This window comes from Acidovorax sp. NN32 (assembly GCF_057597245.1).
Genome location: NZ_CP199679.1, coordinates 2566061 through 2590902 on the forward strand (window position 1 = coordinate 2566061; position 24842 = coordinate 2590902).

The following is a 24842-nucleotide window of genomic DNA, read 5'->3' on the forward strand; positions in this document are numbered from 1 at the left end:
TCTCAATGCAAGGAAATACGGTGGACTTAGCTCAAGAAAATTCGCTCGCGGTGTTTGGCCCTGAGGGCGCCAGCAATCCGAACCACGTCCGCGACACCATCCGCAAGGGCCTGTGGACATCGCACACCAGCGGTCTCGCAGACGGCCATGTGCAAGGCAACGTGGTCATCCTGCCCGAGGTGCTTGCCAGTGACTTTCTGCGGTTCTGCCAGCGCAATCCCAAGCCTTGCCCCGTGCTGGCGGTCAGCGAGCCCGGCCAGTTCACCCTGCCTTCGCTGGGCAAGGACATCGACATCCGCAGTGATGTGCCGCTGTACCGCATCTGGCGCCACGGTGAAATGTCGGAGGAGGTGGCGGACATTGCCAGCCTCTGGCGGCCGGACCTGGTCACCTTCATCCTGGGCTGTTCGTTTTCGTTCGAGTCCGCATTGATCGAGGCAGGCATCCGCCTGCGCCACATCGACGAAGGCAAGAACGTGGCCATGTTCCGCACCAACGTGCAAACCGAGCCGGCCGGCCCTTTTGGCGGCGCCATGGTGGTGACCATGCGTCCCATGCCCGCAGCGGATGTGATCCGCGCCGTGCAAGTCACTTCTCGTTTTCCCAACGTGCATGGAGCACCTGTGCACATCGGTGACCCGGCGCTGATCGGCATCGCCGATCTGGCCCATCCCGACTACGGCGACGCCGTAGCGCTGATGCCGGGCGAAATCCCTGTTTTCTGGGCCTGCGGCGTCACCCCGCAATCGGCCATCTTGAATGCCCAGCCCGCGTTCTGCATCACGCATGCACCGGGCTGCATGCTGGTCACCGACCTTCTCAACCACCAGCTCGCCAGTTTCTGATCCGCTTTCAACAAGGAGTTCCACCATGAAGAAAATCACAATTTGTTTGTCCGCAGTCCTCAGCGCCTGCGCCGCCCAGGCCCAGATCAAGTGGGACCTGCCCACGGGCTATGGCGCCAACAGCTTCCAGACGCAGAACGTGCAGCAGTTCGCCAACGAGGTGGATCAGCTCACGGGCGGCAAGCTCAAGATCGTGTTGCACCCCGGTGGCTCGCTGTACAAGGCCAACGAAATCAAGCGTGCGGTGCAAACCGGCCAGGTGCCTTCGGCCGAGTTCATTCTCTCCGGCGCATCCAACGAGAACCCGCTGTTTGGTGTGGACTCGATTCCGTTCCTGGCCACGAGCTATGCCGATTCCAAGCGCCTGTATCTGGCCGCCAAGCCTGCCCAGGAGAAGCTGCTCGCGTCCCAAGGCGTGAAAGTGCTGTTCAGCGTGCCATGGCCCGGCCAGTCGCTCTACTCGCTCAAGCCCGTGAGTACGCCCGCGGACTTTGCAGGCACCAAGATGCGGGCCTACAACCCCGCCACCACGCGCATTGCGCAACTGCTCAAGGCGCAACCGGTGACGATCCAGCTGTCGGAGCTGGGCCAGGCCCTGGCTACCAACACCGTGCAGAACTTCCTGACGTCCAGCGCCAGCGGCGTGGAATCCAAGCTGTATGAGCAGGTGAAGCACTTCTATCCCGTCAGCGCATGGCTTCCGCGCAATGCCACCGTGGTGAACCAGAAGGCGTTCGATGCCCTCGACAAGCCTTTGCAGGACGCCGTGCTGAAGGCAGCGGCAGCCGCCGAAGAGCGCGGCTGGTCCACGAGCGAGCGAGTGGACAAGGAGTTCATCAAAGAGCTGGGCGCCAAAGGCATGACCGTGGCCGAGCCCAGCGACAGCATCAAGAAGGAACTGGCAAGCATTGGCGAGTCCATGACGGCCGATTGGATCAAGTCTGCTGGACCTGAGGGGCAGGCCATCATCGACGCCTACCGCAAGAAGTAATCGTCGTTTTCCGAGCCCCCGCAGTGGGGCCGGGGTAGCACAGGCGCATGCTGCCCAGTTCTTTCGTCGCCACTCCCCCTCATTTTTTTCAAGCGTTACCGGAGTACGCCATGGACAAACTCGTCCGAAATTTCTACAGGCTGCTGATGTTGCTGTCCGGCCTGTCCATGCTGGCTGCGTTCGCCGCAGTCACGCTGGGCGTGTTTGCCCGCGAGGTCATTCACGTCAACATCGACGGTCTCGACGCGTATGCAGGCTACGCCATCGCCGCAGCGCTGTTCTTTGCATTGCCCGGCACATTGCAAAACGGAGACCACATCCGGGTGACCCTGTTGCTCGACCGGCTGCCGTCACGCTGGCGCGGCGCCTTTGAATGGTTCTGCCTGTCCAGTGCACTGGTGCTCACGGCCTATATCGCCTGCTACGCAGTGCGCTCGGTGTGGATTTCCTACGTCACGCACGACATTTCGCCTGCGGCCGATGCTTCGCCGCTGTGGATTCCCCAGATCAGCATGGCCATGGGCTGCATCGGCTTTGCGCTGTCGTTTGCCCATGCGCTCATCCTGCGCTTTCAGGGCGTGGCCTTCATGGCCGTGTCTGAATCGGCCCGTTCCGAGTAACCCCCTGCAGGAGAAATCAACATGGACGTCATCATTGCCTTTGGCCTGATCGTGGTGCTCTTTGCAGTGCTCGGTTCGGGTTTGTGGATCGGCCTGTCACTGCTTGCGGTGGCGCTGGTCGGTATGGAGCTTTTTACCAGCCGCCCCGTGGGTGACAGCATGATGCTGACCATCTGGGGGTCTACCTCCAGCTGGACGCTCACGGCCTTGCCGCTATTCCTCTGGATGGGCGAGATATTGTTTCGCAGCAAGCTGTCGAGCAGCATGTTCAAAGGCCTGGCGCCCTGGCTGGACCGTCTGCCCGGCCGCCTGTTGCACGTGAACGTGGTGGGCTGCACCATCTTCGCTGCCATCTCGGGCTCATCGGCGGCCACTTGCGCGACCATCGGCAAGATCACGCTGCCCGAACTCAAGCAGCGTGGCTATCCCGAAGACATCTCGGTGGGCACACTGGCTGGCGCAGGCACGCTGGGCCTGCTGATCCCGCCGTCGATCATCATGATCGTCTATGGCGTGGCGGCCAATGTGTCGATCTCCAAGCTGTTCCTGGCCGGCGTGATTCCAGGCCTGCTGCTGGCAGCACTGTTCATGGGCTACATCGTCGTGTGGGCCTTGTTCAACAAGGACAAGGTGCCAGCGCCCGATGCCCGCCTGAGCTTTGTGCAGAAGCTCTATGCGTCGCGCCACCTGATCCCTGTGGTGTCGCTCATCGTGGTGGTGCTGGGCGCCATCTACAGCGGTATTGCCACCGCCACCGAGGCCGCGGCGCTGGGTGTGGGCGGGTCGCTGATTCTGGCGAAGATTGAGGGATCACTCGATTGGGCGCGCTTCAAGGACGGGCTGGTCGCTGCCTGCCGCGTGTACTGCATGATCGGCCTCATCCTGGCGGGCGCCGCGTTCCTCACACTGGCCATGGGCTTCATCGGCCTGCCACGCCACCTGGCCGAGTTCATCGGCGCCCTGCACCTGTCGCCCTTTGCGCTGATGCTGCTGCTCATCATGTTTTTCATCCTGCTGGGCTGCTTCCTGGATGGCATCTCCATGGTGGTGCTGACCATCGCGGTGCTGCTGCCCACGGTGGAAGCTGCAGGCTTTGACCTGGTGTGGTTCGGCATCTTCATCGTGTTGGTGGTGGAGATGGCGCAGATCACGCCGCCGGTGGGCTTCAACCTCTTTGTGCTGCAGGGCATGACGCGCCGCGAAGTTACCTGGATCGCCCGCACTGCGCTGCCTTTGTTCGCATTGATGATCGTTGCGGTCATCCTGACGTATTTCGTGCCCGACGTCGTGCTCTGGCTGCCACGCCAGATGCAGGGCTGACCCCGCAGCACCTCTCGCCGAAAAATCCGTACAGGAGCTCACCATGAAGACCATCGTGTTGTTGGCCGCGCTTGCCGTGGCCCCGGTGCTGCACGCCCAAACCCAGTGGAAGCTGGCCACGGGCTACCGGGCGGAGTCGTTCCACACGCGCAATATCGTCCAGTTTGCGCAGGACGTGGAGCGTGCTTCAGCCGGTGCATTGCGCATTGAAGTGCATGCCAACAACGCCTTGTTCAAACTGGCGGAGATTCCTCAGGCGGTGCAGGACGGCAAGGCCCAGGCGGGCGAAACCATCATGACGAGCCTGGTGCGCGAGATCCCCATGGCAGGTGGCGATTCCGTGCCTTTTGTGGTCCGCAGCTATGCCGACGCACGGCGCATGTGGGATGTGCAGCGACCGTTGATCGAAGTGCACATGGCGCGCAAGGGGCTCAAAGCCTTGTACGCCGTGCCGTGGCCTCCGCAGGGGCTGTTCACCACGGTCCCGGTGCGTTCGTCTGTGGATTTCAAGGGAACCCGCATGCGCACCTACAACCCGGGCACGGTGCGTATTGCCGAGCTGCTGGGCGCCACGCCCGTGGATGTGCCCATGGTCGAGGTCAACCAGGCACTGGCGGCCGGAAAGCTGGATTCGATGATCACATCGGCCCTGACCGGGGTGGAAAACCAGGTCTGGGGCCAGATCAAGCAGTACTACGGTATCAACGCCTGGTTCCCCAAGAACATCGTCTTTGTGAACCAGCAGGCGTTTGACGCACTGCCCGCCCCGGTGCGCCAGGCCGTGAGCCAGGCTGCAGCAGACGCCGAAAAACGGGGCTGGGCGATGAGCGCCGCAGTGGCCGAGGAGTCGGTGATCGAACTGCAGCGCAAAGGCATCAAGGTCGAGCCCCCCACCGCGGTGCTGGACTCCGAACTCAAACGCCTGGGCGAACGGTTTTCCCGCGAATGGGTGCGGTCCGTGGGGAGCGAGGCCAACCAGCTCTTCATCCCGTACTACACGCAGCGCTAGGCCATTGCATTGTTGGCATCACCAAGGAATCACCATGCAAACCCCTTCCGACACCATCGAGATGTATCTGCTGGCCAAGGATGGCAACCGGCCTCACCTGATCGAGCGGGCCTTTGCCGGTGGCGCGCTGCTGCGCATGGACGTGCGGCAGGGCGACATGGACTTTCCGCCGGTGGCCCACGGCCGCGACGCCATTGCCGAAACCCTGGTACGCCGCTTTGGCCGCACTTATGAAAACGTGTACAGCTTCTGTTTGGCCGATCCTCCCGATCCTGCGTGCGCGGAGTTTCACTGCCCCTGGCTCGTGGCCATGACCGAAAAAGACAGCCGCGCGGTGCGCCTGGGTTGCGGCCAGTACCACTGGCGCTTTGCACCGGGCTCGCGCCTGGCGCAGGAGCTGAGCATTGTGGTGGACAGCATGCAGACCCTGCCGCCCTCGGACATCCATGTCGTGATGCCCTGGATCGCTGCACTGAGCCGCCCCTGGTGCGGAGCGGACAAGGCAATGGTCACAGCGCCCTCCATTCCTTCTGTGCGCGCGGTGCTGGAGGCACTGGCTCGCGCGCCGCGCGCCCCGGCCCGCTCCCCTCTGGCCCTGGCGGCCTGAGCGAGCACCGAACCCTTTCATTTCACTTTGCAAACCATCACACCATGACACAACTTGCACCCACCACCCACATTCCCCGCTGGCAGTTCTGGATTGACCGTGGGGGCACATTCACCGACATCGTGGCCAAGCGGCCCGATGGCTCGCTGACCACCCACAAGCTGCTGTCCGAAAACCCCGAGCAGTACAAGGACGCCGCCGTGGCGGGCATCCGCCACCTGCTGGGTTTGAAGCCTGGCGAGCCCGTCACACCCGCGCTGGTGGAGTGCGTGAAGATGGGCACCACCGTGGCCACCAACGCATTGCTGGAGCGCAAGGGCGAGCCCACGCTGCTGGTGACCACGCGCGGCTTTCGCGACGCGCTGCGTATTGCCTACCAGAACCGCCCCCGTTTGTTCGATCGCCACATCCAGTTGCCCGAGCTTTTGTACACCGAGGTGATCGAAGCGTGCGAACGGGTGGGCGCCCATGGCGATGTGCTGCAGGCACTGGACGAACCCAGCCTGCGCGGCGACCTGCTGGCCGCCTACGGACGTGGTCTGCGCAGCGTGGCCATTGTGTTCATGCACGGCTACCGCTACACCCAGCATGAACAGGCGGCTCAGCGCATCGCCAAAGAGGTGGGCTTCACGCAGATCAGCACCTCGCACGAAACCAGCCCGATGATGAAGTTCGTGAGCCGGGGCGACACCACCGTGGTGGATGCTTACCTCTCACCCATCCTGCGCCGCTATGTGGAGCAGGTCGCCAGCGAGATGCCGGGCGTCAAGCTGTTCTTCATGCAGTCTTCGGGGGGGCTCACCGATGCGGGTACCTTTCAGGGCAAGGATGCGATTCTGTCGGGGCCCGCAGGTGGCATCGTAGGCATGGCGCGCACGGCGGGCCTGGCCGGGCATGAAAAGGTCATCGGCTTTGACATGGGCGGAACGTCCACGGATGTAAGTCACTACGCCGGTGCGTTCGAGCGCGAGTTCGAAACCCACGTCGCCGGTGTGCGCATGCGCGCCCCCATGATGAGCATCCACACGGTGGCGGCTGGCGGCGGCTCGGTGCTGGCCTACGACGGTGCCCGCTTCCGAGTGGGCCCCGAAAGCGCAGGCGCCAACCCAGGTCCGGTGAGCTACCGCCGGGGCGGCCCGCTGGCCGTGACCGATGCCAACGTGATGGTGGGCAAGGTGCAGCCGCGTTACTTCCCCAGCGTGTTTGGCCCCGCCGCCAACGAAACACTGGACGCCGATGCGGTGCGTGCCCGCTTTGAAGAAATTGCTGCGCAGACCCAGCGCAAGCCCGAAGAAGTGGCTGAAGGCTTCATCCAGATCGCTGTGCAGCAGATGGCCAACGCCATCAAGAAGATCAGCGTGGCACGCGGCTACGACGTGACGCGCTACACGCTGCAGTGTTTTGGTGGCGCGGGCGGCCAGCATGCCTGCCTGGTGGCCGATGCCTTGGGCATGTCGCGTGTGTTTGTGCACCCGCTGGCGGGCGTGCTCAGTGCTTACGGCATGGGTCTGGCGGACCAGACGGTGATCCGCGAACAGGCGGTGGAGATGCCGCTGGCCGCCGCATCGCTGCCGCTGATTGCGGAACGCCTGGACGCACTGGGCTCTGCGGCCCAGGCCGAGCTGGAGCGCCAGCAGGTCAGCGCCAACCCGGTGCAGGTGCGCCACAACGTGCACGTGCGCTACGAAGGCACCGATTCGGCCCTGGTGGTGCCGTTTGGCGACATGGCCAGCATCCAGGCCGCTTTCGAATCTGCCTATCGCCAGCGTTTTGCCTTCCTGATGGTCGGCAAGGGTCTGGTGGTGGAGGCAGTGTCGGTCGAGGCCATGATTGCGGGCGATGCCCCCGCCGAGCCGCGCCTTCCCGTGCATCCGCACCGCAAGCACCCACAGCGCGAGACGGTGAAGATGTACTCGGGCAGCGCATGGCACGATGCTGCCCTGGTGGTGCGCGAGGACCTGCACCCTGGCGACGTGATCCCAGGCCCGGCCATCATTGCAGAGAAGAACACCACCACCGTGGTGGAGCCCGGCTGGTCTGCGCGCCTCACGGACCTGGATCACCTGGTGCTGGACCGCGTCACCGCGCGCAAGGTGCAGTACGCCGCAGGCACCACGGTGGACCCGGTGCTACTGGAGGTGTTCAACAACCTGTTCATGAACATCGCTGAGCAGATGGGCCTGCAGCTGCAGAACACGGCCTACTCGGTCAACATCAAGGAGCGCCTGGACTTCAGCTGTGCGCTCTTCGATGCCACGGGCAACCTGATCGCCAACGCGCCGCACATGCCCGTGCACCTGGGTTCCATGGGTGAGAGCATCAAGACCGTGATCCGCGAGAACGCGGGGAAGATGCACCCGGGCGATGTGTACATGCTCAACGACCCGTACCATGGCGGCACCCATCTGCCCGATGTGACCGTGATCACCCCGGTGTATGTGGCCGAGGGCAACGAGCCCACGTTTTATGTGGGAAGCCGGGGCCACCATGCCGACATCGGTGGCACCACGCCGGGCTCGATGCCACCGTTCTCCACGCGTATCGACGAAGAGGGTGTGCAGATCAACAACGTGAAGCTGGTGGACCGTGGCATCTTTCTGGAAGAAGAGGTGCGCAGCCTGCTGACGACGGGTGGCGGCACCACGCCATACCCCAGCCGAAATCCCCAGCAGAACCTGGCCGATCTGCGCGCGCAAATCGCTGCCAACGAGAAGGGTGTGCAGGAACTCTCGAAGATGGTGGGGCAGTTTGGCCTGGATGTCGTGCAGGCCTACATGCGCCATGTGCAGGACAACGCGGAAGAGTCGGTGCGCCGCGTGATCACGCAGCTCAAAGACGGGCAGTTCACCCTGAAGTTGGACAACGGCGCACAGATCAGCGTGTCGGTCAAGGTCAATGTGGCCGAGCGCAGCGCGGTGATCGACTTTGCAGGCACCAGTGCGCAGCAGACCAACAACTTCAACGCCCCGCGTGCTGTGTGCATGGCGGCGGTGCTGTATGTGTTCCGCACGCTGGTCGACGATGACATTCCGCTCAATGCCGGGTGTTTGAAACCCCTGCAGGTCATCATCCCGCAGGGCTCCATGCTCAACCCCAATCCGCCGGCCTCGGTGGTGGCGGGCAATGTGGAGACCTCCACCTGCATTACCAATGCGCTGTTCGGCGCTTTGGGCGTGATGGCGGGCAGCCAGCCCACCATGAACAACTTCACCTTTGGCAATGCGCAGTACCAGTACTACGAAACCATTGCCGGCGGCAGCGGTGCCGGTGCGGTGTTCGATGCTTCGGGCCGCACGGTGCGCGGGTTTGACGGCACCAGCGTGGTCCAGACGCACATGACCAATTCGCGCCTGACCGACCCCGAGGTGCTGGAGTTCCGCTTCCCCGTGGTGCTCGACAGCTACGAGATCCAGCGCGGGTCCGGCGGGGCAGGCCGCTGGGCGGGTGGTGATGGTGGCGTGCGGCGCGTGCGCTTTCTGGAGGCGATGACGGCCAGCATTTTGTCCAACGGGCGCCTGAACCCCGCCTTTGGCATGGCAGGCGGCCAGCCCGGCCGGCCCGGTGCCAACCGCGTGCTGCGTGCCAACGGCCAGGTGGAAGAGCTGGGCCATATCGGCGCGGCGCTGATGGAGCCTGGCGATGTGTTCGAGATCGCTACCCCCGGCGGTGGCGGCTTTGGCGAATGTGTCACGTCGTGACGTGATGGGCCGCTGACCCCAGTGGGGCATGTGCTGTGTGCGATGTACCTGCGGGGACACACTGGGCACAGCGCTTGCCACCACTGGTTTCCACCCCCGCACGGTGCGGGAAATGAACCAGGAGAACGCTCATGAACTACTTGCCAGCCACTTCCGGGGCGCTTGGCGGCGCCACCTTCTCCGCCGCACCTGTACAAGCGGATGTCAGCCGTGCCACAACAGACTCTGCCGCCCAGAGCCCAGAGCCTGCGCGGCGCAGCCGCACCCTGAGCGTGGGGCAGAAGCTGGCGGCCAGCTTTGGCATTCTGGGCTTCGCGGTGGCCTTGCTCGGCGCCACCACCTGGCTGACGGGCCAGGACACCAGCCGCCAGGCTACGCTGCTGACTGCAGAGCAGCTGCCCATTGAGCGCACGGTGCGGGACTGGAAAACGCAGTCTGTCTATATCGGCCAGATTGCATTGCGTGCCACGTTGTCGTCCGACGTGTTCCCGCTGGTGGCTGAGATGCGCAGCCAAATCGCCGCCGAAGACGCGATGCGCAAGCGCATTGAAGAAGCGATGGCCAAGGCGTCCTCCAGCGAGAGCGCCGGGCCGCTGTGGACCGAAGCCCAGGAGCAACGCCAGAAATATGCAGTGTTGCGGGATGCGCTGGTGCAAAACGCCCTCGAAGCCAAGATCATCAGCCAGAAGGAGTTGCAGGAACACGCTGCTGCGTTGACCCAGTACCTGCGCTCCATTGACCAGTTGCTCGCAGCCTCCGAGCAGTCATCCCTGAAAGCGGGTGACAGCATGATTACCGACGCGTCCCGTGCGCAATGGGTCAGTGCTGTGGCGGTGCTGGTGGTGGTGGCGCTGTCGGCGCTGTTTGGCTGGCTGCTGCGGCGCTCCATCGTGCTGCCGCTGCGCCAGGCCTGCGAAGCGGCGGACCTGGTGGCGCGGGGCGACCTGACGGTGCGCATGAAAACCCAGCGCACCGACGAGATTGGCCAGCTGCTCACGGCGCTGGACAAGATGGTCGAGTCGCTGCACTACGTGGTGACCGAGGTGCGTGACTCGGGCGAATCCATCCATGTGGCCAGTTCGGAGGTGGCAGCCGGCAACACTGACCTGAGCATGCGCACCGAGCATGCCGCCAGCAACCTGCAGCAGACTGCGGCCAGCATTGCGCAGCTGGCGCAGATGGTGGCCGCCAATGCCGACAGCACACGCCAGGCCAATGCCCTGGCGCTGAACGCCACCGAAGTGGCCAGCAAAGGCGGCGAAGTGGTCAGCCAGGTGGTCAAGACCATGGAAGAGATCAACGCCAGCAGCAAGAAGATCGCCGACATCGTGGGCATCATTGATGGCATTGCGTTCCAGACGAATATCCTGGCACTGAACGCCGCCGTGGAGGCCGCCCGCGCGGGCGAACAGGGGCGCGGCTTTGCCGTGGTGGCCAGCGAAGTGCGGGGCCTCGCAGGGCGCAGTGCCAATGCGGCGCGCGAGATCAAGGCGTTGATCTCCACCAGTGTGGACAAGGTGAGTGACGGCGCCCGGCTGGTGGTCACCGCAGGTTCCACCATGGGCGACATCGTGCAGAGCGTGGAGCGGGTGACCACGCTGATGTCCGAGATCAACGAGGCCAGCAGCGAGCAGAGCACGCAGATCGGCCAGGTGAGCCAGGCGGTCGACCAGCTCGACCACATGACGCAGCAAAACGCCGCGCTGGTGGAGCAGGGCGCTGCAGCGGCCCAGAGCCTCAAGGACCAGGCCAACCGGCTGGCGGGTGCGATGGGGCAGTTTCAACTCACGCGGGCAGCCGCGTGAGCGCCAGTGCCAGATACATCAATAAAAAAGGGCCTGCAGCGCAGGCCCTTCAAGCGCAAGGTGCTATGAATTTTGATGGTGCTTACATGCCCGCGTAGTTCGGACCGCCGCCGCCTTCCGGCGTGACCCACACGATGTTCTGCGTGGGGTCCTTGATGTCGCAGGTCTTGCAGTGCACGCAATTTTGCGCATTGATCTGCAGACGCTGGGCATCACCGCCTTTGGTGGTGTCGGGCACGAACTCGTAAACGCCCGCCGGGCAATAGCGCGCCTCGGGGCCCGCGTACTTGGCCAGGTTGATGTTGACCGGCACGCTCGCGTCCTTGAGCGTCAGGTGGGCGGGCTGGTTCTCTTCATGGTTGGTGTTGCTGATGAACACGCTGGAGAGGCGGTCGAACGTGAGCTTGCCATCGGGCTTGGGGTAGACGATGGGTTTGCACTCGGCCGCAGGCTTGAGGTACGCGTGGTCGGGCTTGTCGCGGTGCAACGTCCAGGGGATGTGGCCGCGCAGCACAAATTGTTCGAAACCGTTCATCAGCGTGGCCGTGGTCAGGCCGTACTTGAACCAGTTCTTGAAGTTGCGGTCCTTGTTCAGTTCGGTGTGCAGCCAGCTCTTTTCAAAGGCTTCGGGGTAGGCTGTCAGCTCGTCGTGCTGGCGGCCAGCCACCACGGCGTCGTAGGCGGCTTCAGCGGCCAGCATGCCGGTCTTGATGGCGGCGTGGCTGCCCTTGATGCGGCCCACGTTCAGGTAGCCCGCATTGCAGCCCACCAGTGCGCCACCCGGGAACACGGTCTTGGGCAGGGCGTTGATGCCGCTGGCGTTGATGGCGCGCGCGCCGTACGACAGGCGCTTGGCCGTGATTTCGCCTTTTTCGTTTTCGAAGTAATAGCGGACGTTCGGGTGCGTCTTCCAGCGCTGGAATTCTTCAAACGGGCTGAGGTAGGGGTTCTGGTAGCCCAGGCCGGTCACAAAACCGACGGCGACTTTGTTGCCCTCCAGGTGGTACAGGAAGGCGCCGCCATAGGTGTCGTTCTCCATGGGCCAGCCAGCGGTGTGCATCACAAAGCCGGGCTGGTGCTTCTTGGGGTCGATCTCCCACAGTTCCTTGACGCCGATACCGAAGCTCTGCGGGTCGCGGTCCTTGTCGAGGTGGAACTTGGCAATCAGCTGCTTGCCCAGGTGGCCGCGCGCGCCTTCGGCAAAAACGGTGTACTTGCCCAGCAGTTCCATGCCGAGCTGGAAGTTCTCGGTGGGCTCGCCATCCTTGCCAACGCCCATGTTGCCGGTGGCCACGCCCTTGACGGAGCCGTTGTCGTTGTAGAGCACTTCAGCCGCAGTGAAGCCGGGGAAGATCTCCACGCCCAGGGCTTCGGCCTGTTCGCCCAGCCACTTGGTCAGGTTGCCCAGGCTGATGATGTAGTTGCCATGGTTCTGCGCAAACGGTGGCAGGAACATGTTGGGCACGCGAAAGCCCGACTTTTCGCTGAGGAAGATATAGGCGTCGTCGGTGACGGGCTGGTTCAGCGGCGCGCCGCGCTTTTTCCAGTCGGGGATCAGCTCGGTGAGGGCCTTGGGGTCCATGATGGCGCCCGACAGGATGTGCGCACCGGGTTCGGAGCCTTTTTCCAGCACCACCACCGAGACGTCCTGGCCTTTTTCGGCCGCCAGTTGCTTCAGGCGGATCGCAGTGGCAAGGCCGCCAGGGCCGCCGCCAACGACCACCACGTCGTATTCCATGGATTCGCGGGGGCCGTATTGGGCGAGGATTTCTTCGTTGGTCATGGGCTTCTCGTCGGGCGTTTGATAATGGATTATTTTCTACAGAGCGCCGACCGCGCTCTGTCTGTCTGGCGACTGATTGTATTCACGGAATATAGACAATCGAACGACCGTTCTATTTTGATCAGTAGGGAGACTCTAAATGGCATACAGCATCGACTTGTCCGGCCGCGTGGCCTTCATCACGGGCGCCTCCAGCGGGCTGGGCGCGCAGTTTGCCCGCACCCTGGCCCGCGCTGGCGCAGGCGTCGTGCTGGCCAGCCGCCGGGTGGAAAAACTCAAGGAGCTGCGCGCGCGCATCGAAGGCGAGGGCGGTGACGCCCATGTGATCGAGCTGGACGTGACCGACCACGACTCCATCAAGTCCGCCGTGGCACATGCCGAGACCGAAATGGGCTCCATCGACATTCTGGTGAACAACTCCGGCGTGAGCACCACGCAGCGCATCCAGGACGTGACGCCCGAGGACTATGACTTCATCTTCGACACCAATGTGAAGGGCGCCTTCTTTGTGGCGCAAGAGGTGGGCAGGCGCATGCTGGCCCGCTCCCGCGGTGCAGCGCCGGGCAGCTTCACCGGCGGTCGCATCATCAATATCGCTTCGATGGCGGGCCTGAAGGTGCTGCCGCAGATCGGCGCCTATTGCATGAGCAAGGCAGCTGTGGTGCAGATGACCCGGGCGATGGCCCTGGAGTGGGGCCGGTTCGGCATCAACGTGAATGCGATCTGCCCCGGCTACATCGACACGGAAATCAACCACCACCACTGGCAGACCGAGCAGGGCAAGAAGCTCATGGACATGCTGCCGCGCAAGCGCGTGGGCCAGCCGCAGGACCTGGATGCGCTGCTGGTGATGCTGGCCAGTGACCAGAGCCATTTTGTGAATGGCGCGGTGATCGCAGCCGACGACGGCTTCGCGGTCTGATCCCTGGGGCACGAGCGGGTATGAAGATCGAAATCCCTGAGGTCAAGAAGCTGGTCTTTGAGATGCGGTTCCCGGTGCGCTGGGGCGACATGGATGCGATGGGCCATGTCAACAACACCGTGTACTTCCGCTACCTGGAAACCGCGCGCATCGAGTGGATGGTGTCGGTGGGCTGCAACCCCGACCCGCGCGGACAGGGGCCTGTCATCGTCAATGCGTTCTGCAATTTCTACAAGCAGCTCGAATACCCGGCCGACGTGTTGCTCAAGCTCTACGTGAGCGACCCGGGCCGCACCACGTTTGAGACCTGGGGCACGATGGAGCGCGTGGACCAGCCCGGCGTGATTTGCGCGGCAGGTGGCGCCACCACCATCTGGGTGGACTTCCCGCAGCAGAAGGCAGCGCCCTTGCCGGACTGGATGCGGGCGCTGGTCTCTGCGGATAGAATTTGAATGAAATTGGGCTCTAGCGCTTATTGGATAAGCGCTATTGGCTATTAGATTGATAGTAAATGCGCCAGGGCACTTACTTCTGCTTGGGCACCCGTCCCATCAAGTAAAACTCTGGGTTGGGCTGCATGCCCGCAAAGCTGGCCATGCGGTTGCTCAGGCCAAAGAATGCAGTGATGGCCGCGATGTCCCAGATGTCCTCGTCGTCAAAGCCGTGGGCGTGCAGCGCAGCGAAGTCGGCGTCCTCGATCTCGTGCGAGCGCTGGCAGACCTTCATCGCAAAGTCGAGCATCGCGCGTTCGCGTGGGCTGATGTCGGCCTTGCGGTAGTTCACGGCCACCTGGTCGGCGATGAGGGGTTTCTTTTCATAGATGCGCAGGATCGCGCCGTGCGCCACCACGCAATACAGGCACTGGTTGGCCGCGCTGGTGGTAGTGACGATCATCTCGCGCTCGCCCTTGGTCAGGCTGCCTTCTTCTTTCAGCATGAGTGCATCGTGGTAGGCAAAGAACGCTCGCCACTCGGCCGGGCGGCGCGCAAATGCCAGGAACACGTTGGGGATGAAGCCCGCCTTCTCCTGCACTTCCACGATGCGTGCGCGGATGTCTTCGGGCAGGGTGTTCAGGTCGGGAAAAGGGTAGCGGCTCACGGCGGTCTCCTGTGGTTTTTGTGAGTTGAGGTTGCGGGGCAAGTATCACGGATGCCACTGGGTGGCTCGTACAGGGCTTTGTGCGGGCGCGGCCGAATTGCCCGCCAGCGCATACGACAACTGGGTGGCCGCAGCCATCACTGTCTGCGCCAGCGCTTCGAGCTTTTCGGCGGGCAGGCGCGATGCCGGGCCCGAAATGCACACCGAGCCCATCAGCCGCCAGTGCATGCCAAACACCGGCGCCGACACCGTGGCCACGCCCTGTTCGCGCTCGCCAATCGACCAGTGGTAGCCCTTCTTGCGGATCTCTTCATAGGCCTTGCCCGGCTCGCCCGAAAACGCCAGGATCACACGGCCCGGCGATCCTTTGTCCAGCGGCAGGCCTTCGCCCATGCGTGCGTGGTGGCGCAGCGCCTGCGGGCCTTCCACACGCACGAGGCAGGTCCGCACATTGCCTTCGCGCACATAAAACGCGGCGCTTTCGCCCGTGGCAAGAGTCAGCTCGCGCAGCGCGGGCTCCAGCACGTTCTGCACGTCAAAACCGGCCTGGTAGCGCGCCCCCAGCCAGCCTGCGGCCGGGCCCAGGCGCCAGTCGCCGTCCTCGCGCTGCACCATGAAGCCCGACTGCGCCAGCGTGCGCGCCAGGCGCAGCACGGTGGTCTTGTGCAGGCCGCAGCGGCGGCTCAGCTCGGCCAGGGGCAGGCTGGATTCGCCCAGTGCAAAGGCTTCCAGCACCTGCAGGGCACGTGTGACGGCGATGACACCACCACCGGGTTCTGCATCTGCCGGAGCCATGGGACGGGGCGCGGGGGCGAGGGGTTGGGAGGGCTTGGCGGGGTGGTTGCTCATGGCGCAATTCGTTTCATGGTACGCAACTGCATTGTATGGGTTGAAACGTCTGCGTACAGTCGCACCCACGGCGCCGGACCAGAACACGTATCACAACAAAGGCCCTGCAGACCGGCGTGACGAACCACCACAACGGAGACAAATTCATGACCGCCTTCACTTCGCTTTCGCGCTCCCTGTGCGCTGCCTTCCTGGGCTTTGCGGCCGCAGCCGCACCCACCGGGGCCGCTCTGGCGCAGGCCGCTTACCCCAGCAAACCCATCCGCCTGATCGTGCCGTTCCCTCCCGGCGGAGGCACCGACATGATTGCCCGCACGGTGGCGCAAAAGCTCACGGACCAGAACAAGTGGAACGTCATCGTGGACAACCGCCCCGGCGCGGGCGGCAACCTGGGGGTGGATGCCGCCGCCAAGTCACCCGCCGACGGCTACACGCTCGTCATTGGCCAGACCAGCAACCTGGCCATCAACCCCACGCTGTACCCCAAGCTGCCGTACGACCCGCTCAAGGACCTTGTGCCCGTGGCGCTCGTCTCGTCCTCGCCCATCGTCATGGCTGCGCCCATCAACTCACCCTTCAAGAGCTACGCTGATGTGGTGGCGGCCGCCAAGGGCAAGCCCGATGCGCTCACGCTGGGCTATTCGGGCAACGGCACCGTGGCCCACCTGGCCGGGGAGCTGGCCGAAAACGCCGCCGACATCAAGCTGCGCCACATCCCCTACAAGGGCGCGGCCCAGGCCATGACGGACCTGGTGGGCGGGCAGATCGACCTGTACATGTCGTCGGTGCCCACGCTGCTGGGCCAGGTGCGCAACGGCAAGCTCAAGGTGATTGCCATCACCTCGGCCAAGCGCTCGCCGCAACTGCCGGATGTGCCCACGCTGGCCGAGTCGGGCTACAAGGGCTTTGAGGCCGTGACCTGGTTCGGCATCCTGGCCCCTGCCGGTACGCCCACACCCATCCTGGCGCAGCTCAACAAGGCCATCAACGCGGCCCTGCAGCAGCCCGATGTGGCCGACAAGCTGCGCTCCGAAGGCGGCGATGTGCTGGGCGGCACCGCCGAGCAGTTCAGCGCGCTGCTCAAAGCCGAAGTGCCGCGCTGGGCCAAGATCGTCAAGGACTCCGGCGCCAGCCTGGACTGACGGGCTCACGCTGGGGGGGCGGTTTGTCCCGCGTATCTGCCCGCCCCACTTCTTCACCTTCGCATTTCGTCTGCACTTCGCCAGCCGCTGAGTCCGGGGCTGGTTGCGCTGCGGCATGGGCGCCTTGCACGCGCATCCCAGTCAGCCGCGCCCATTCGCTCCCCAGCATCTCCGCGTTCTTTCCAAGGATTCCCCATGAGCCAACTCCCTGAAATCATCCGCACCATCGACCGCGTGAGCGCCGACGTAGTGCAAAAAGCCGCCACCTACCAGGCCGCCATCCTGGCCGACGTGGCAGGCCGCCGCGGCACCATGCACGGCCGTGTGGCCCCTGTGCACCAGAACATGAAGGTGGCGGGCCCTGCCTTCACCGTCGAAGTGCGCCCCGGCGACAACCTCATGATCCACGCCGCCATTGCCCTGGCTCAGCCGGGCGATGTGCTGGTGATCGACGGCAAGGGCGACCAGACGGCGGCCCTGATGGGCACGCTGATGCTCAGCGCCTGCAAGAAGCGCGGCCTGGCCGGCGTGATCGTGGACGCCGCCATCCGAGACAAGCTGGAGATCCTGGAGCTGGACTTCCCCGTGTTCAGCGCGGGCTTCAACCCCGCTGGGCCCACCAAGTACGTGCCCGGCCGCATCAACCACCCCATCTGCGCCGGTGGTGCCGTGGTGAACGCGGGTGACCTGGTCGTGGGCGATGCTGATGGCGTGGTGGTGATCGAGCGCGAAAAAGCCCCCGCCATGCTGGCCCTGGCCGACAAGAAGGTGGCGGACGAAGCCGCTCGCATCGAAGCCATTGCACGCGGCGACACCGCATCGAAATGGCTGCCTGCCGCGCTGCGCGCTGCGGGCGTGCTGAAGGAAGGGGAATCGCTGTGAGCCAAACCATCATCGTCACCGGCGCCGATCTGGCGCAGCAAGCCCTGGACCTGCTCACGGGCTACGACATCGTCTACGCAGGCAAGACGCCTACCGAAGAAGACATGGTGGCCCTGTGCGGTGCGCACAACCCCGTGGCCATCATCGTGCGCTACGGCAAGGTGGGCGCTGCGGTGATGGACGCGGCCCCCGCGCTCAAGGTCATCTCCAAGCACGGCAGCGGCACTGACACCATCGACAAGGTGGCGGCCAAGGCCCGGGGCATTGAGGTGGTGGCCGCCGTGGGCGCCAACGCCGCCGCCGTGGCCGAGCAGGCGCTAGCGCTGCTGCTGGCCTGCGCCAAATCGGTGGTGCAGCTCGATGCGCGCATGCACGCGGGCCACTGGGACAAAGCCACGCACAAAAGCCTGGAACTGGGTGGCCGCACCGTGGGCCTGGTGGGCCTGGGCGCCATCGGCCTGCGGTTTGCCAAGATGGCCGACGCCCTGGGCATGCGCGTGATCGGCTTCGACCCGTTTGCCAAGAACCTGCCCGCCTACGTGCAGAGCGTGGGCCTGGAGACGATCTGGCGCGAAGCCGATGCTGTGTCTCTTCACTGCCCGCTGACCGACGAGAACCGGGGCATGCTGAACGCCACCACGCTGGCGCAATGCAAGCGCGGCGTGATTGTGGTGAACACGGCGCGTGGCGGCCTGATCGACGAGGCCGCGCTGCTGGCTGCCGTGCGTTCGGGCCAGGTGATGGCGGCGGGGCTGGACAGTTTTGCGGTCGAGCCGATGACGGCGGGCCATCCCTTCCAGGGCGAGAAGCACTTCATCCTCAGCCCCCACATCGGCGGCGTGACCAGCGATGCCTACGTGAACATGGGCGTGGGCGCGGCGCAGAACCTGCTGGCCGTGCTGGCCCGGGTGCCTGGCGCAGCGATGGCTGCGGCCTGACGCCAGCCCCCTTCCTGAAAGCAAAGAGAAAAAAGGCACGGGGCAGGGCGCCCCGGCCCATGGAGACAAAGACATGCACGACATTTTGAGAAGAAAAACGGCCTCTGCGCTCGTCCATAAAGCGCTGATAGCTATTGTTTGTATAGCATCCGGTGCAGCAGGGGCGCAAACTGCGTTCCCCCACAAGCCCGTCAAACTGGTGGTGGGATTTGCCGCAGGCGGCCCCACCGATGTGGTGGCCCGTGCGTTTGCCGACCACGCCAGCCGCGCGCTGGGCCAGCCCTTTGTGGTGGACAACAAGCCCGGCGCCAACACCATCCTGGCCGCCCAGGCGGTGGCCAGCGCGCCCGCCGACGGCTACACGCTGCTGTTTGGCGCCACCAATCACACCATGATCCCGGGTCTGTACGCCGGGCGGGTGAAGTTCGATGCGGTGAAGTCGTTCAAGCCGCTGTGCACCGTAGCCACCAGCCCCACGGTGCTGGTGGTGGGGCAGGCCCTGCCCGTGAAGTCGCTGGCTGAGTACATGGCCCGTGCGCGCGAGGATCCGGGGCGTCTGTCCGCAGGCACGGCGGGCGTGGGGAGCTCAGGCCACTTTGCCACCGAGATGTTTGCCCGCGCCAACAGCTTGCAGCTGAACCATGTGCCCTACAAGGGCGCCGCGCCGGTGGTCACGGACTTGGTGGGCGGCCAGCTCGACAGCTCGTTTGCCACGCTGGGCTCGGTGCTGCCGCAGATCAAGAGCGGCAAGCTCACCGCGCTGGCCGTGGCATCGCCCAAGCGGTCGTCGCTGCTGCCCGATGTGGCCACGTTTGCCGAGGCCGGTGGCGGCAAGTATTCGGCCGACGCCTGGTATGGCCTGCTGGCCCCGGCGGGGCTGGACGACGCCATTGCCCAGCAGCTGGAGCGCGTGGCCAGGGACTTTGTGCAAAGCCCTGCGGCCAACGACAAGTTGCGCGGCCTGGGGCTGGACGCCGATGCCACCTGCGGCGCTGCGTTTGCCAGCCAGGTCGGCCGCGAAGTGGCCGCCTATACGCAGATTGCACGCGAGCTTGATCTGAAAGTGGATTGACCCCCCTGAGGCGCTTTGCGCCTTCCCCCCCTCTCTCGCCTCGCTGCGCGATGCGGGAAGGGGGACGCAGCCAGTGCGGCAGGGCGGCCCTTGCACGGCTGCCTGCGCTTTGTCAGCGCCAGTTTCGCAGGCCATGGGCCAGCGATACCTGTTTGTTCTTCATGGATTGAATAGATAAGGAGACTTCATGTTGCGTTTTCTCAAACCCTTGATCGCCGCCTGCGCCCTGGCTGCAGGCCTGGCCCACGCCGCGTTCCCCGAGCGGCCCATCACACTCGTTGTGCCCTATGCCCCCGGTGGCGCGGCCGATGCGGTGGCCCGCGTGGTGGCCACCCGCCTGGGCGCCAAGCTGGGCGGCAGCGTGATTGTGGACAACAAGGCGGGCGCCAGTGGCACCATTGGCGCGAGTTTTGTGGCCAAGGCCCCGGCGGATGGCTACACCATGCTGTACGACGCCACGCCGCACTCCATCAACCCGCACCTGTTCCCCAAGATGCCGTATGCCAGCACCGCGCTGCAGCCACTGTCGCTGGTGCTGCTGGCGCCCAATGTGCTCATCGTGAAGGCCGATGCGCCCTACAAGAACGTGGGCGAGCTGATTGCCAAGGCCAAGGCGCAGCCCGGCAAGATCAACTTTGCCTCGGGCGGCAGCGGCACGGTGCAGCGCCTAGCGGCGGAGCTGATGGCCCAGAAGCTGGGCCTCGATATGGTGCACGTGCCCTACAAGAGCGGTGGCCCCGCCATCACCGACGTGATTGCGGGCCAGGTGGACTTCATGTTCGGCACCGTGGCCGCCACCTACCCGCATGTGGCGGGCGGCAAGCTGCGCGCGCTGGCCGTGTCGGCGCCTGAGCGTTCCAAGCGCCTGCCCGATGTGCCCACCGTGGCCGAGGCGGCCATCCCCGGTTATGAGGCCTATGAGTGGAACGGCGTGTTCCTGCCTGCGGGCGTACCTGCCGACGTGGCCACCAAACTGCAGCAGGCCCTGCAAGAGGTGCTGAAGGAAGACGAAGTGAAGCAGCGCCTGGCCGACCTGGGCGCCCAGCCCATCGGCTCCACGCCTGCGGAGTTTGCCGCCTTCCTCAAGAAGGAAGACAGCAAGTGGGGCGAGGTGGTGAAGAAGGGCAACATCAAACTCGACTGAGCCATGTCTTTGCCCGCGCTGACCACGCCCGTGCCGCACTCGGTGGGCCTGAACCGCCCGCAGCGCCTGCTGCCGCCCGGCGCGTGCGACAGCCACATGCACATCTTCGATGCACGTTTTGCACCGTCTGCCCACTGGCCGCGCACGCCGCCCGATGCGCCCGTGGCCGCCTATCGGCAGCTGCAGCAGCGCCTGGGCAGCACACGCACGGTGGTGGTGACGCCATCCACCTACGGCACCGACAACGCCTGCACGCTGGATGCGCTGGACCAGTTGGGTGACGACGCACGTGGCGTGGCTGTGGTGGACCCCCGCGTGAGCGATGCAGAGCTGGCCCGGCTGGCCGCGCGCCGCGTGTGCGGGCTGCGGGTCAACTTTGTCTCACCCCAATCGTGGGGCACCACCACGGCGCAGATGCTGACCACACTGGCGGGCAAGGTGGCACGGCATGCGGACTGCGCTGGCTGGCACATCCAGGTGTTCGCACACCCGGAGCAGATCGTGGCGCTGGCGCCTGTGCTGCAGGCGCTGCCGGTGCCGCTGGTCATCGACCACCTGGGGCGCATCGATCCGGCCGAAGGTCCATCGGCCCAAGCCTTTGGCGTGCTGCGCCGCTTGCTGGACGGGGGCAACACCTGGGTCAAGCTCTCGGGTGCCTACATGCGCTCTGCCGTGCAGGGCCCCAGCTACGCCGACACCCTGCCGCTGGGGCAAGCCCTGGTGCGGGTAGCCCCCAATCACCTGGTGTGGGGCAGCGACTGGCCCCACACCACCGAGGCGCCGGGCACCGTGAACGATGCCGACCTGGTGGACCTGCTGCGCGCTTGGGCGGGCTCGGATGCGGCGATGGACCGTATCCTGGTGGACAACCCGGCGCGGCTTTATGGTTTCGGCGCCACCTCCTGACAAAGAAAGCCTCTTCCATGTTTCTGCTGCAATCCCCCGAGGTCCGCGAGCTGGCGTTTTTCAGCTCCATGCCCGACACCTTCCGCCGCCCCGAGCGCAGCGTCTGGGCCGATGCCAACCGGGGCGGCACCGTCACCGATTCGTTCCTCGAAGGCCCGGTGTTCGACGGCGTGGGCAACCTGTACGTGACCGACATCCCCTGGGGCCGCATCTTCCGCATCGACCCGCAGGGCGCGTGGACGCTGGTGGCCGAGTACGACGGCGAGCCCAATGGCATGAAGTTCATGGATGCTGGCACGCTGCTCATCACCGACTACAAGAACGGGTTGATGCGGCTCGATATCGCGACCGGCAGGGTCACGCCGTACCTGGAGCGCCGCAACAGCGAACGCTTCAAGGGCGTGAACGATTTGATCTTCGACGCCGATGGCAACCTGTACTTCACCGACCAGGGCCAGAGCGGCCTGCACGACCCGAGCGGGCGCCTGTACCGGCTGCGCCCCAATGGCCAGCTCGACTTGCTGCTGCACAACGTGCCCAGCCCCAACGGCGTGGCCCTGTCGCCCGACGGCCGCGTGCTGTACCTGGCCGCCACACGTGGCAATTGTGTGTGGCGCGTGCCGCTGCTGCCCGATGGCAGCGTGGCCAAGGTGGGGCAGTTCTTCACGTCCTATGGCCCGAGCGGCCCCGATGGGCTTGCGGTGGATGGGGCGGGGCGCCTGTTGGTGGCCAACCCGGGCCTGGGTTATGTGTGGGTGCTCAACCACCGGGCCGAGCCCGTGCTGGTGCTGCGGGGGCCGGCCGGAGCCTCCACCACAAATCTGGCTTATGGCGGGCAGGGAGGACAAACGGTGTTCGTGACCGATTCGACCCACGGCCACATCCTGCACGCACGGCTGGATGCGCCGGGGCTACCCCTGCACCGCTCGACCCCGGACTGAATGTCGGGCCAAAGGGCAAGGGCGTTTTCAGAGCTTTACTGGGCTGCAGCGACCTTTGCGGCGCCGCGATAGCGCGACAGCCAGTGCGCGTAGGGCGCGGGCAGCGTGTTCCATTCAGGCTTTTGCACGCCCAGCACCTGCGCCAGGTGGTAGGTGTAGTGCGGATTGGACAGGTGGGCGCGGCCGATCATCACCAAATCCATCTGGCCGTCGGCCACTGCACGTTCAGCGATTTTCGGGTCATCGATGCCCCACGACGAGGCCACGGGCAGGTCGGCTTCGCTGCGCACGCGCTGTGCGACCGGGGCCAGGAAGGCGGGGGTTGCCCAGGGAATCTGCGTCTCGGCAATCACGAAGTTCGCGCTGACGTTGACCATATCCAAGCCACGTTCGCGCATCTGGCGCACCAGCTCAATGGACTCGGCCACGGTTTCCTCGTCGCGTCCGTCGTATTCGATGACTCCGAAGCGTGCCGTGAGTGGCAGGTGCGCGGGCCACACCTTGCGCACGGCCTCCACGGTTTCCAGCAGAAAGCGCGCGCGGTTGTCAAAGCTGCCGCCGTACTGGTCGGTGCGCTGGTTGCTGTGGGGCGAGAAGAAGCTCTGCGCCAGGTAGCCGTGGGCAAAGTGCAGTTCCAGCCACTCGAACCCTGCGGCCAGTGCGCGACGTGCGGCGGCCACAAAGTCGGCCTGCACGCGGGCAATGTCTTGCAGTGTCATGGCCTGGGGTACCCGGGGCAGACCGCCGCCGTAAGCAATGGCGGACGGTGCTATCGGCTGCCAGGCACGCGCGTCGTTCTCGGGAATGTGGTCATCGCCTTCCCAGGGGCGTTGGGCGCTGGCCTTGCGGCCTGCGTGGGCGATCTGGATGCCGGGCACGGCGCCAGCGGCCTTGATGCTGGCGGCGATGCGGCCCATGCCTTCGACGTGCTGGTCGTTCCAAAGGCCTGTGCAGGCCGGGGTGATGCGGCCTTCGGGCGATACGCCCGTGGCCTCGACGATCACCAGGCCTGCGCCGCCGCGAGCGAGACCGGCGTAATGCGCTTGGTGCCATTCATTGGTGAAGCCATCCACCGCGCTGTACTGGCACATCGGCGGGATCGCGATGCGGTTGCGCAGGGTGACGCTTTTGAGCTGGAACGGTGTGAACAGGGCAGACATGCAGCTTGCTTTCTTGTCGGTTGATTAGAAAAGGAATTTCGGGCTGAGGGCGAGGGCAAAGACACCACGGCCACGCACAGTGAAGATGGTGGGTACGATGCAGCCATAAACCAAATCGATAGTTCTTATTTCTGAAATCATGGCAATTGATATCAGGGCCATGGACCTGAACCTGCTCAAGGCACTGGATGCCTTGCTCGACGAACGCAGCGTAACCCGCGCCGCCCAGCGCCTGTCGCTCACCCAGCCTGCGGTGAGCGGCATGCTGACCCGGCTGCGCGAGAGCTTTGATGACCCGCTTTTCGTGCGGACACAGCGTGGCATTACGCCCACGCTGCGCGCACAGGAGCTGGCCGCGCCTGTCAAGGAACTGCTGGGTGGGATCGAGTCGCTGCTGCAACCTCAGGTCTTTGACCCTGCCACGGCGCAGATGACGGTGCAGCTTGCATCCACCGACTATGCGTTGCAGGCGGTGGTGGTGCCATTCCTGGCCATGCTGCGTCGCCGCGCGCCCGGCGTGCGCGTGGCCGTGGTGCCGGCCCAGCATCTGCCGGTGTACGAGCGGCTGGAGCGGGGCGATATCGATCTGGCCCTGATCAGCCCCGAGAACACGGCGCCCGACCTGTATGCCCGGCACCTGTTTGACGAGCGCTACGTGTGCGTGATGCGCGCCGGGCACCCGGATGCGAAGGGCGGCGCGCTGTCGCTGGACCGCTTCTGTGCGCTGGACCATGCGCTCATTTCGTACACGGGTGGCGGTTTCTGCGGCGTGACGGATGAGGTGTTGGCACGCTTGGGCCGATCACGGCGGGTGGTGCTGTCGATCACCAGCTTTCTGGTGCTACCGGAAATCCTGCGCAATAGCGACCTGATCGCGGTGGTGCCCCAGCGGGTGGTAGCTGATGCACGCGGGCTGGTTGTGCTGGAGCCACCAGTGGCCATACCTGGCTTCGTTAAAACTGCTGCCTGGCATGAACGCACCCATCGCTCGCCGGGGCACCGCTGGGTCCGATCGGTGCTGTTCGATACGTGTGGGTGCAAGGAGGTCGGTAGTCCGCTGCATTTGCCGAAATTAGAGAAAAACTATTGAATTAATCAAAACTATTGCCT

Annotated in this window: 22 protein-coding genes; 18 read left to right on the forward strand and 4 right to left on the reverse strand. The window is 64.8% G+C overall.

All coding sequences use genetic code 11. The features are described 5' to 3' along the window. Nucleotides 1–5 precede the first annotated feature (5 nt). The 8 genes from ACT89O_RS12030 (at nt 6) to ACT89O_RS12065 (ending at nt 10895) form a co-directional block, all read left to right on the forward strand. Nucleotides 6–845: a putative hydro-lyase gene (locus tag ACT89O_RS12030; protein ID WP_370641343.1), complete on the forward strand. Its 840-nt coding sequence runs from the start codon at nt 6–8 to the stop codon at nt 843–845. A gap of 25 nt (nt 846–870) precedes the next feature. Then, nucleotides 871–1836 (forward strand): TRAP transporter substrate-binding protein, encoded by a 966-nt coding sequence (locus tag ACT89O_RS12035; protein ID WP_487262767.1) that lies wholly within the window; start codon nt 871–873, stop codon nt 1834–1836. Nucleotides 1837–1946: 110 nt separating this feature from the next. Beyond that, entirely contained in the window at nt 1947–2456 is a 510-nt protein-coding gene (locus ACT89O_RS12040; protein WP_055402379.1) for a TRAP transporter small permease, read from the forward strand. Nucleotides 2457–2477: 21 nt separating this feature from the next. Next, a complete protein-coding gene (locus tag ACT89O_RS12045) occupies nt 2478–3776 on the forward strand; it encodes a TRAP transporter large permease (protein WP_121506566.1) in 1299 nt (432 codons plus the stop codon). Nucleotides 3777–3819: 43 nt separating this feature from the next. Further along, nucleotides 3820–4785, forward strand: a complete 966-nt coding sequence (locus ACT89O_RS12050; protein WP_055402383.1) for a TRAP transporter substrate-binding protein — start codon at nt 3820–3822, stop codon at nt 4783–4785. Nucleotides 4786–4819: 34 nt separating this feature from the next. Next, nucleotides 4820–5392, forward strand: coding sequence for a hypothetical protein (locus tag ACT89O_RS12055; RefSeq protein ID WP_121419956.1), 573 nt, complete (start codon nt 4820–4822; stop codon nt 5390–5392). A 44-nt stretch (nt 5393–5436) separates the two neighbouring features. Beyond that, the gene (locus ACT89O_RS12060) at nt 5437–9090 is read left to right on the forward strand and encodes a hydantoinase B/oxoprolinase family protein (protein ID WP_218299711.1); all 3654 of its coding nucleotides are present in this window, start codon (nt 5437–5439) and stop codon (nt 9088–9090) included. 131 nt (nt 9091–9221) lie between these two features. Continuing rightward, a complete protein-coding gene (locus ACT89O_RS12065) occupies nt 9222–10895 on the forward strand; it encodes a methyl-accepting chemotaxis protein (protein ID WP_487262768.1) in 1674 nt (557 codons plus the stop codon). A gap of 82 nt (nt 10896–10977) precedes the next feature. On the opposite strand, the gene ACT89O_RS12070 is transcribed toward ACT89O_RS12065, so the two are convergent. Beyond that, nucleotides 10978–12678, reverse strand: coding sequence for an electron transfer flavoprotein-ubiquinone oxidoreductase (locus ACT89O_RS12070; RefSeq protein WP_487262769.1), 1701 nt, complete (start codon nt 12676–12678; stop codon nt 10978–10980). Nucleotides 12679–12817: 139 nt separating this feature from the next. Between ACT89O_RS12070 and ACT89O_RS12075 the strand changes: the two genes are divergently transcribed. Continuing rightward, nucleotides 12818–13600: an SDR family oxidoreductase gene (locus tag ACT89O_RS12075; RefSeq protein ID WP_436130146.1), complete on the forward strand. Its 783-nt coding sequence runs from the start codon at nt 12818–12820 to the stop codon at nt 13598–13600. 20 nt (nt 13601–13620) lie between these two features. Further along, the gene (locus ACT89O_RS12080; protein WP_431152866.1) at nt 13621–14052 is read left to right on the forward strand and encodes an acyl-CoA thioesterase; all 432 of its coding nucleotides are present in this window, start codon (nt 13621–13623) and stop codon (nt 14050–14052) included. Between the two features lie 73 nt (nt 14053–14125). On the opposite strand, the gene ACT89O_RS12085 is transcribed toward ACT89O_RS12080, so the two are convergent. Together ACT89O_RS12085 and ACT89O_RS12090 are read right to left on the reverse strand one after the other, a co-directional pair. Next, nucleotides 14126–14698: a peroxidase-related enzyme gene (locus tag ACT89O_RS12085; RefSeq protein WP_055402394.1), complete on the reverse strand. Its 573-nt coding sequence runs from the start codon at nt 14696–14698 to the stop codon at nt 14126–14128. Between the two features lie 45 nt (nt 14699–14743). Beyond that, the gene (locus ACT89O_RS12090) at nt 14744–15547 is read right to left on the reverse strand and encodes an IclR family transcriptional regulator (protein WP_370108519.1); all 804 of its coding nucleotides are present in this window, start codon (nt 15545–15547) and stop codon (nt 14744–14746) included. A 146-nt stretch (nt 15548–15693) separates the two neighbouring features. On the opposite strand from ACT89O_RS12090, the gene ACT89O_RS12095 reads away from it, so the two are divergent. The 7 genes from ACT89O_RS12095 (at nt 15694) to ACT89O_RS12125 (ending at nt 22572) form a co-directional block, all read left to right on the forward strand. Then, nucleotides 15694–16689: a tripartite tricarboxylate transporter substrate binding protein gene (locus ACT89O_RS12095; protein WP_121422712.1), complete on the forward strand. Its 996-nt coding sequence runs from the start codon at nt 15694–15696 to the stop codon at nt 16687–16689. Nucleotides 16690–16884: 195 nt separating this feature from the next. Further along, nucleotides 16885–17571 carry an RraA family protein gene (locus tag ACT89O_RS12100; RefSeq protein ID WP_228895083.1) on the forward strand — a complete coding sequence of 229 codons (687 nt, stop codon included), beginning with the start codon at nt 16885–16887 and terminating at the stop codon, nt 17569–17571. After that, nucleotides 17568–18509 (forward strand): NAD(P)-dependent oxidoreductase, encoded by a 942-nt coding sequence (locus tag ACT89O_RS12105; protein WP_487262770.1) that lies wholly within the window; start codon nt 17568–17570, stop codon nt 18507–18509. Before ACT89O_RS12100 ends, ACT89O_RS12105 begins: the two co-directional genes overlap by 4 nt. Before the next feature lie 73 nt (nt 18510–18582). Further along, the gene (locus tag ACT89O_RS12110; protein ID WP_487262771.1) at nt 18583–19581 is read left to right on the forward strand and encodes a Bug family tripartite tricarboxylate transporter substrate binding protein; all 999 of its coding nucleotides are present in this window, start codon (nt 18583–18585) and stop codon (nt 19579–19581) included. Between the two features lie 187 nt (nt 19582–19768). After that, nucleotides 19769–20725, forward strand: coding sequence for a tripartite tricarboxylate transporter substrate binding protein (locus tag ACT89O_RS12115; RefSeq protein ID WP_121419964.1), 957 nt, complete (start codon nt 19769–19771; stop codon nt 20723–20725). 3 nt (nt 20726–20728) lie between these two features. Further along, nucleotides 20729–21631 carry an amidohydrolase family protein gene (locus tag ACT89O_RS12120; RefSeq protein WP_487262772.1) on the forward strand — a complete coding sequence of 301 codons (903 nt, stop codon included), beginning with the start codon at nt 20729–20731 and terminating at the stop codon, nt 21629–21631. A gap of 17 nt (nt 21632–21648) precedes the next feature. Next, complete coding sequence (locus ACT89O_RS12125; RefSeq protein WP_487262773.1) at nt 21649–22572, forward strand: SMP-30/gluconolactonase/LRE family protein; 924 nt, start codon at nt 21649–21651, stop codon at nt 22570–22572. A 35-nt stretch (nt 22573–22607) separates the two neighbouring features. Here ACT89O_RS12125 and ACT89O_RS12130 read toward each other — a convergent pair whose 3' ends face one another. Continuing rightward, the gene (locus ACT89O_RS12130) at nt 22608–23732 is read right to left on the reverse strand and encodes an NADH:flavin oxidoreductase/NADH oxidase (RefSeq protein ID WP_487262774.1); all 1125 of its coding nucleotides are present in this window, start codon (nt 23730–23732) and stop codon (nt 22608–22610) included. Nucleotides 23733–23871: 139 nt separating this feature from the next. Here ACT89O_RS12130 and ACT89O_RS12135 point away from each other — a divergent pair, with 139 nt between their 5' ends. Beyond that, nucleotides 23872–24822: a LysR family transcriptional regulator gene (locus ACT89O_RS12135; protein ID WP_487262775.1), complete on the forward strand. Its 951-nt coding sequence runs from the start codon at nt 23872–23874 to the stop codon at nt 24820–24822. Nucleotides 24823–24842: the final 20 nt, after the last annotated feature.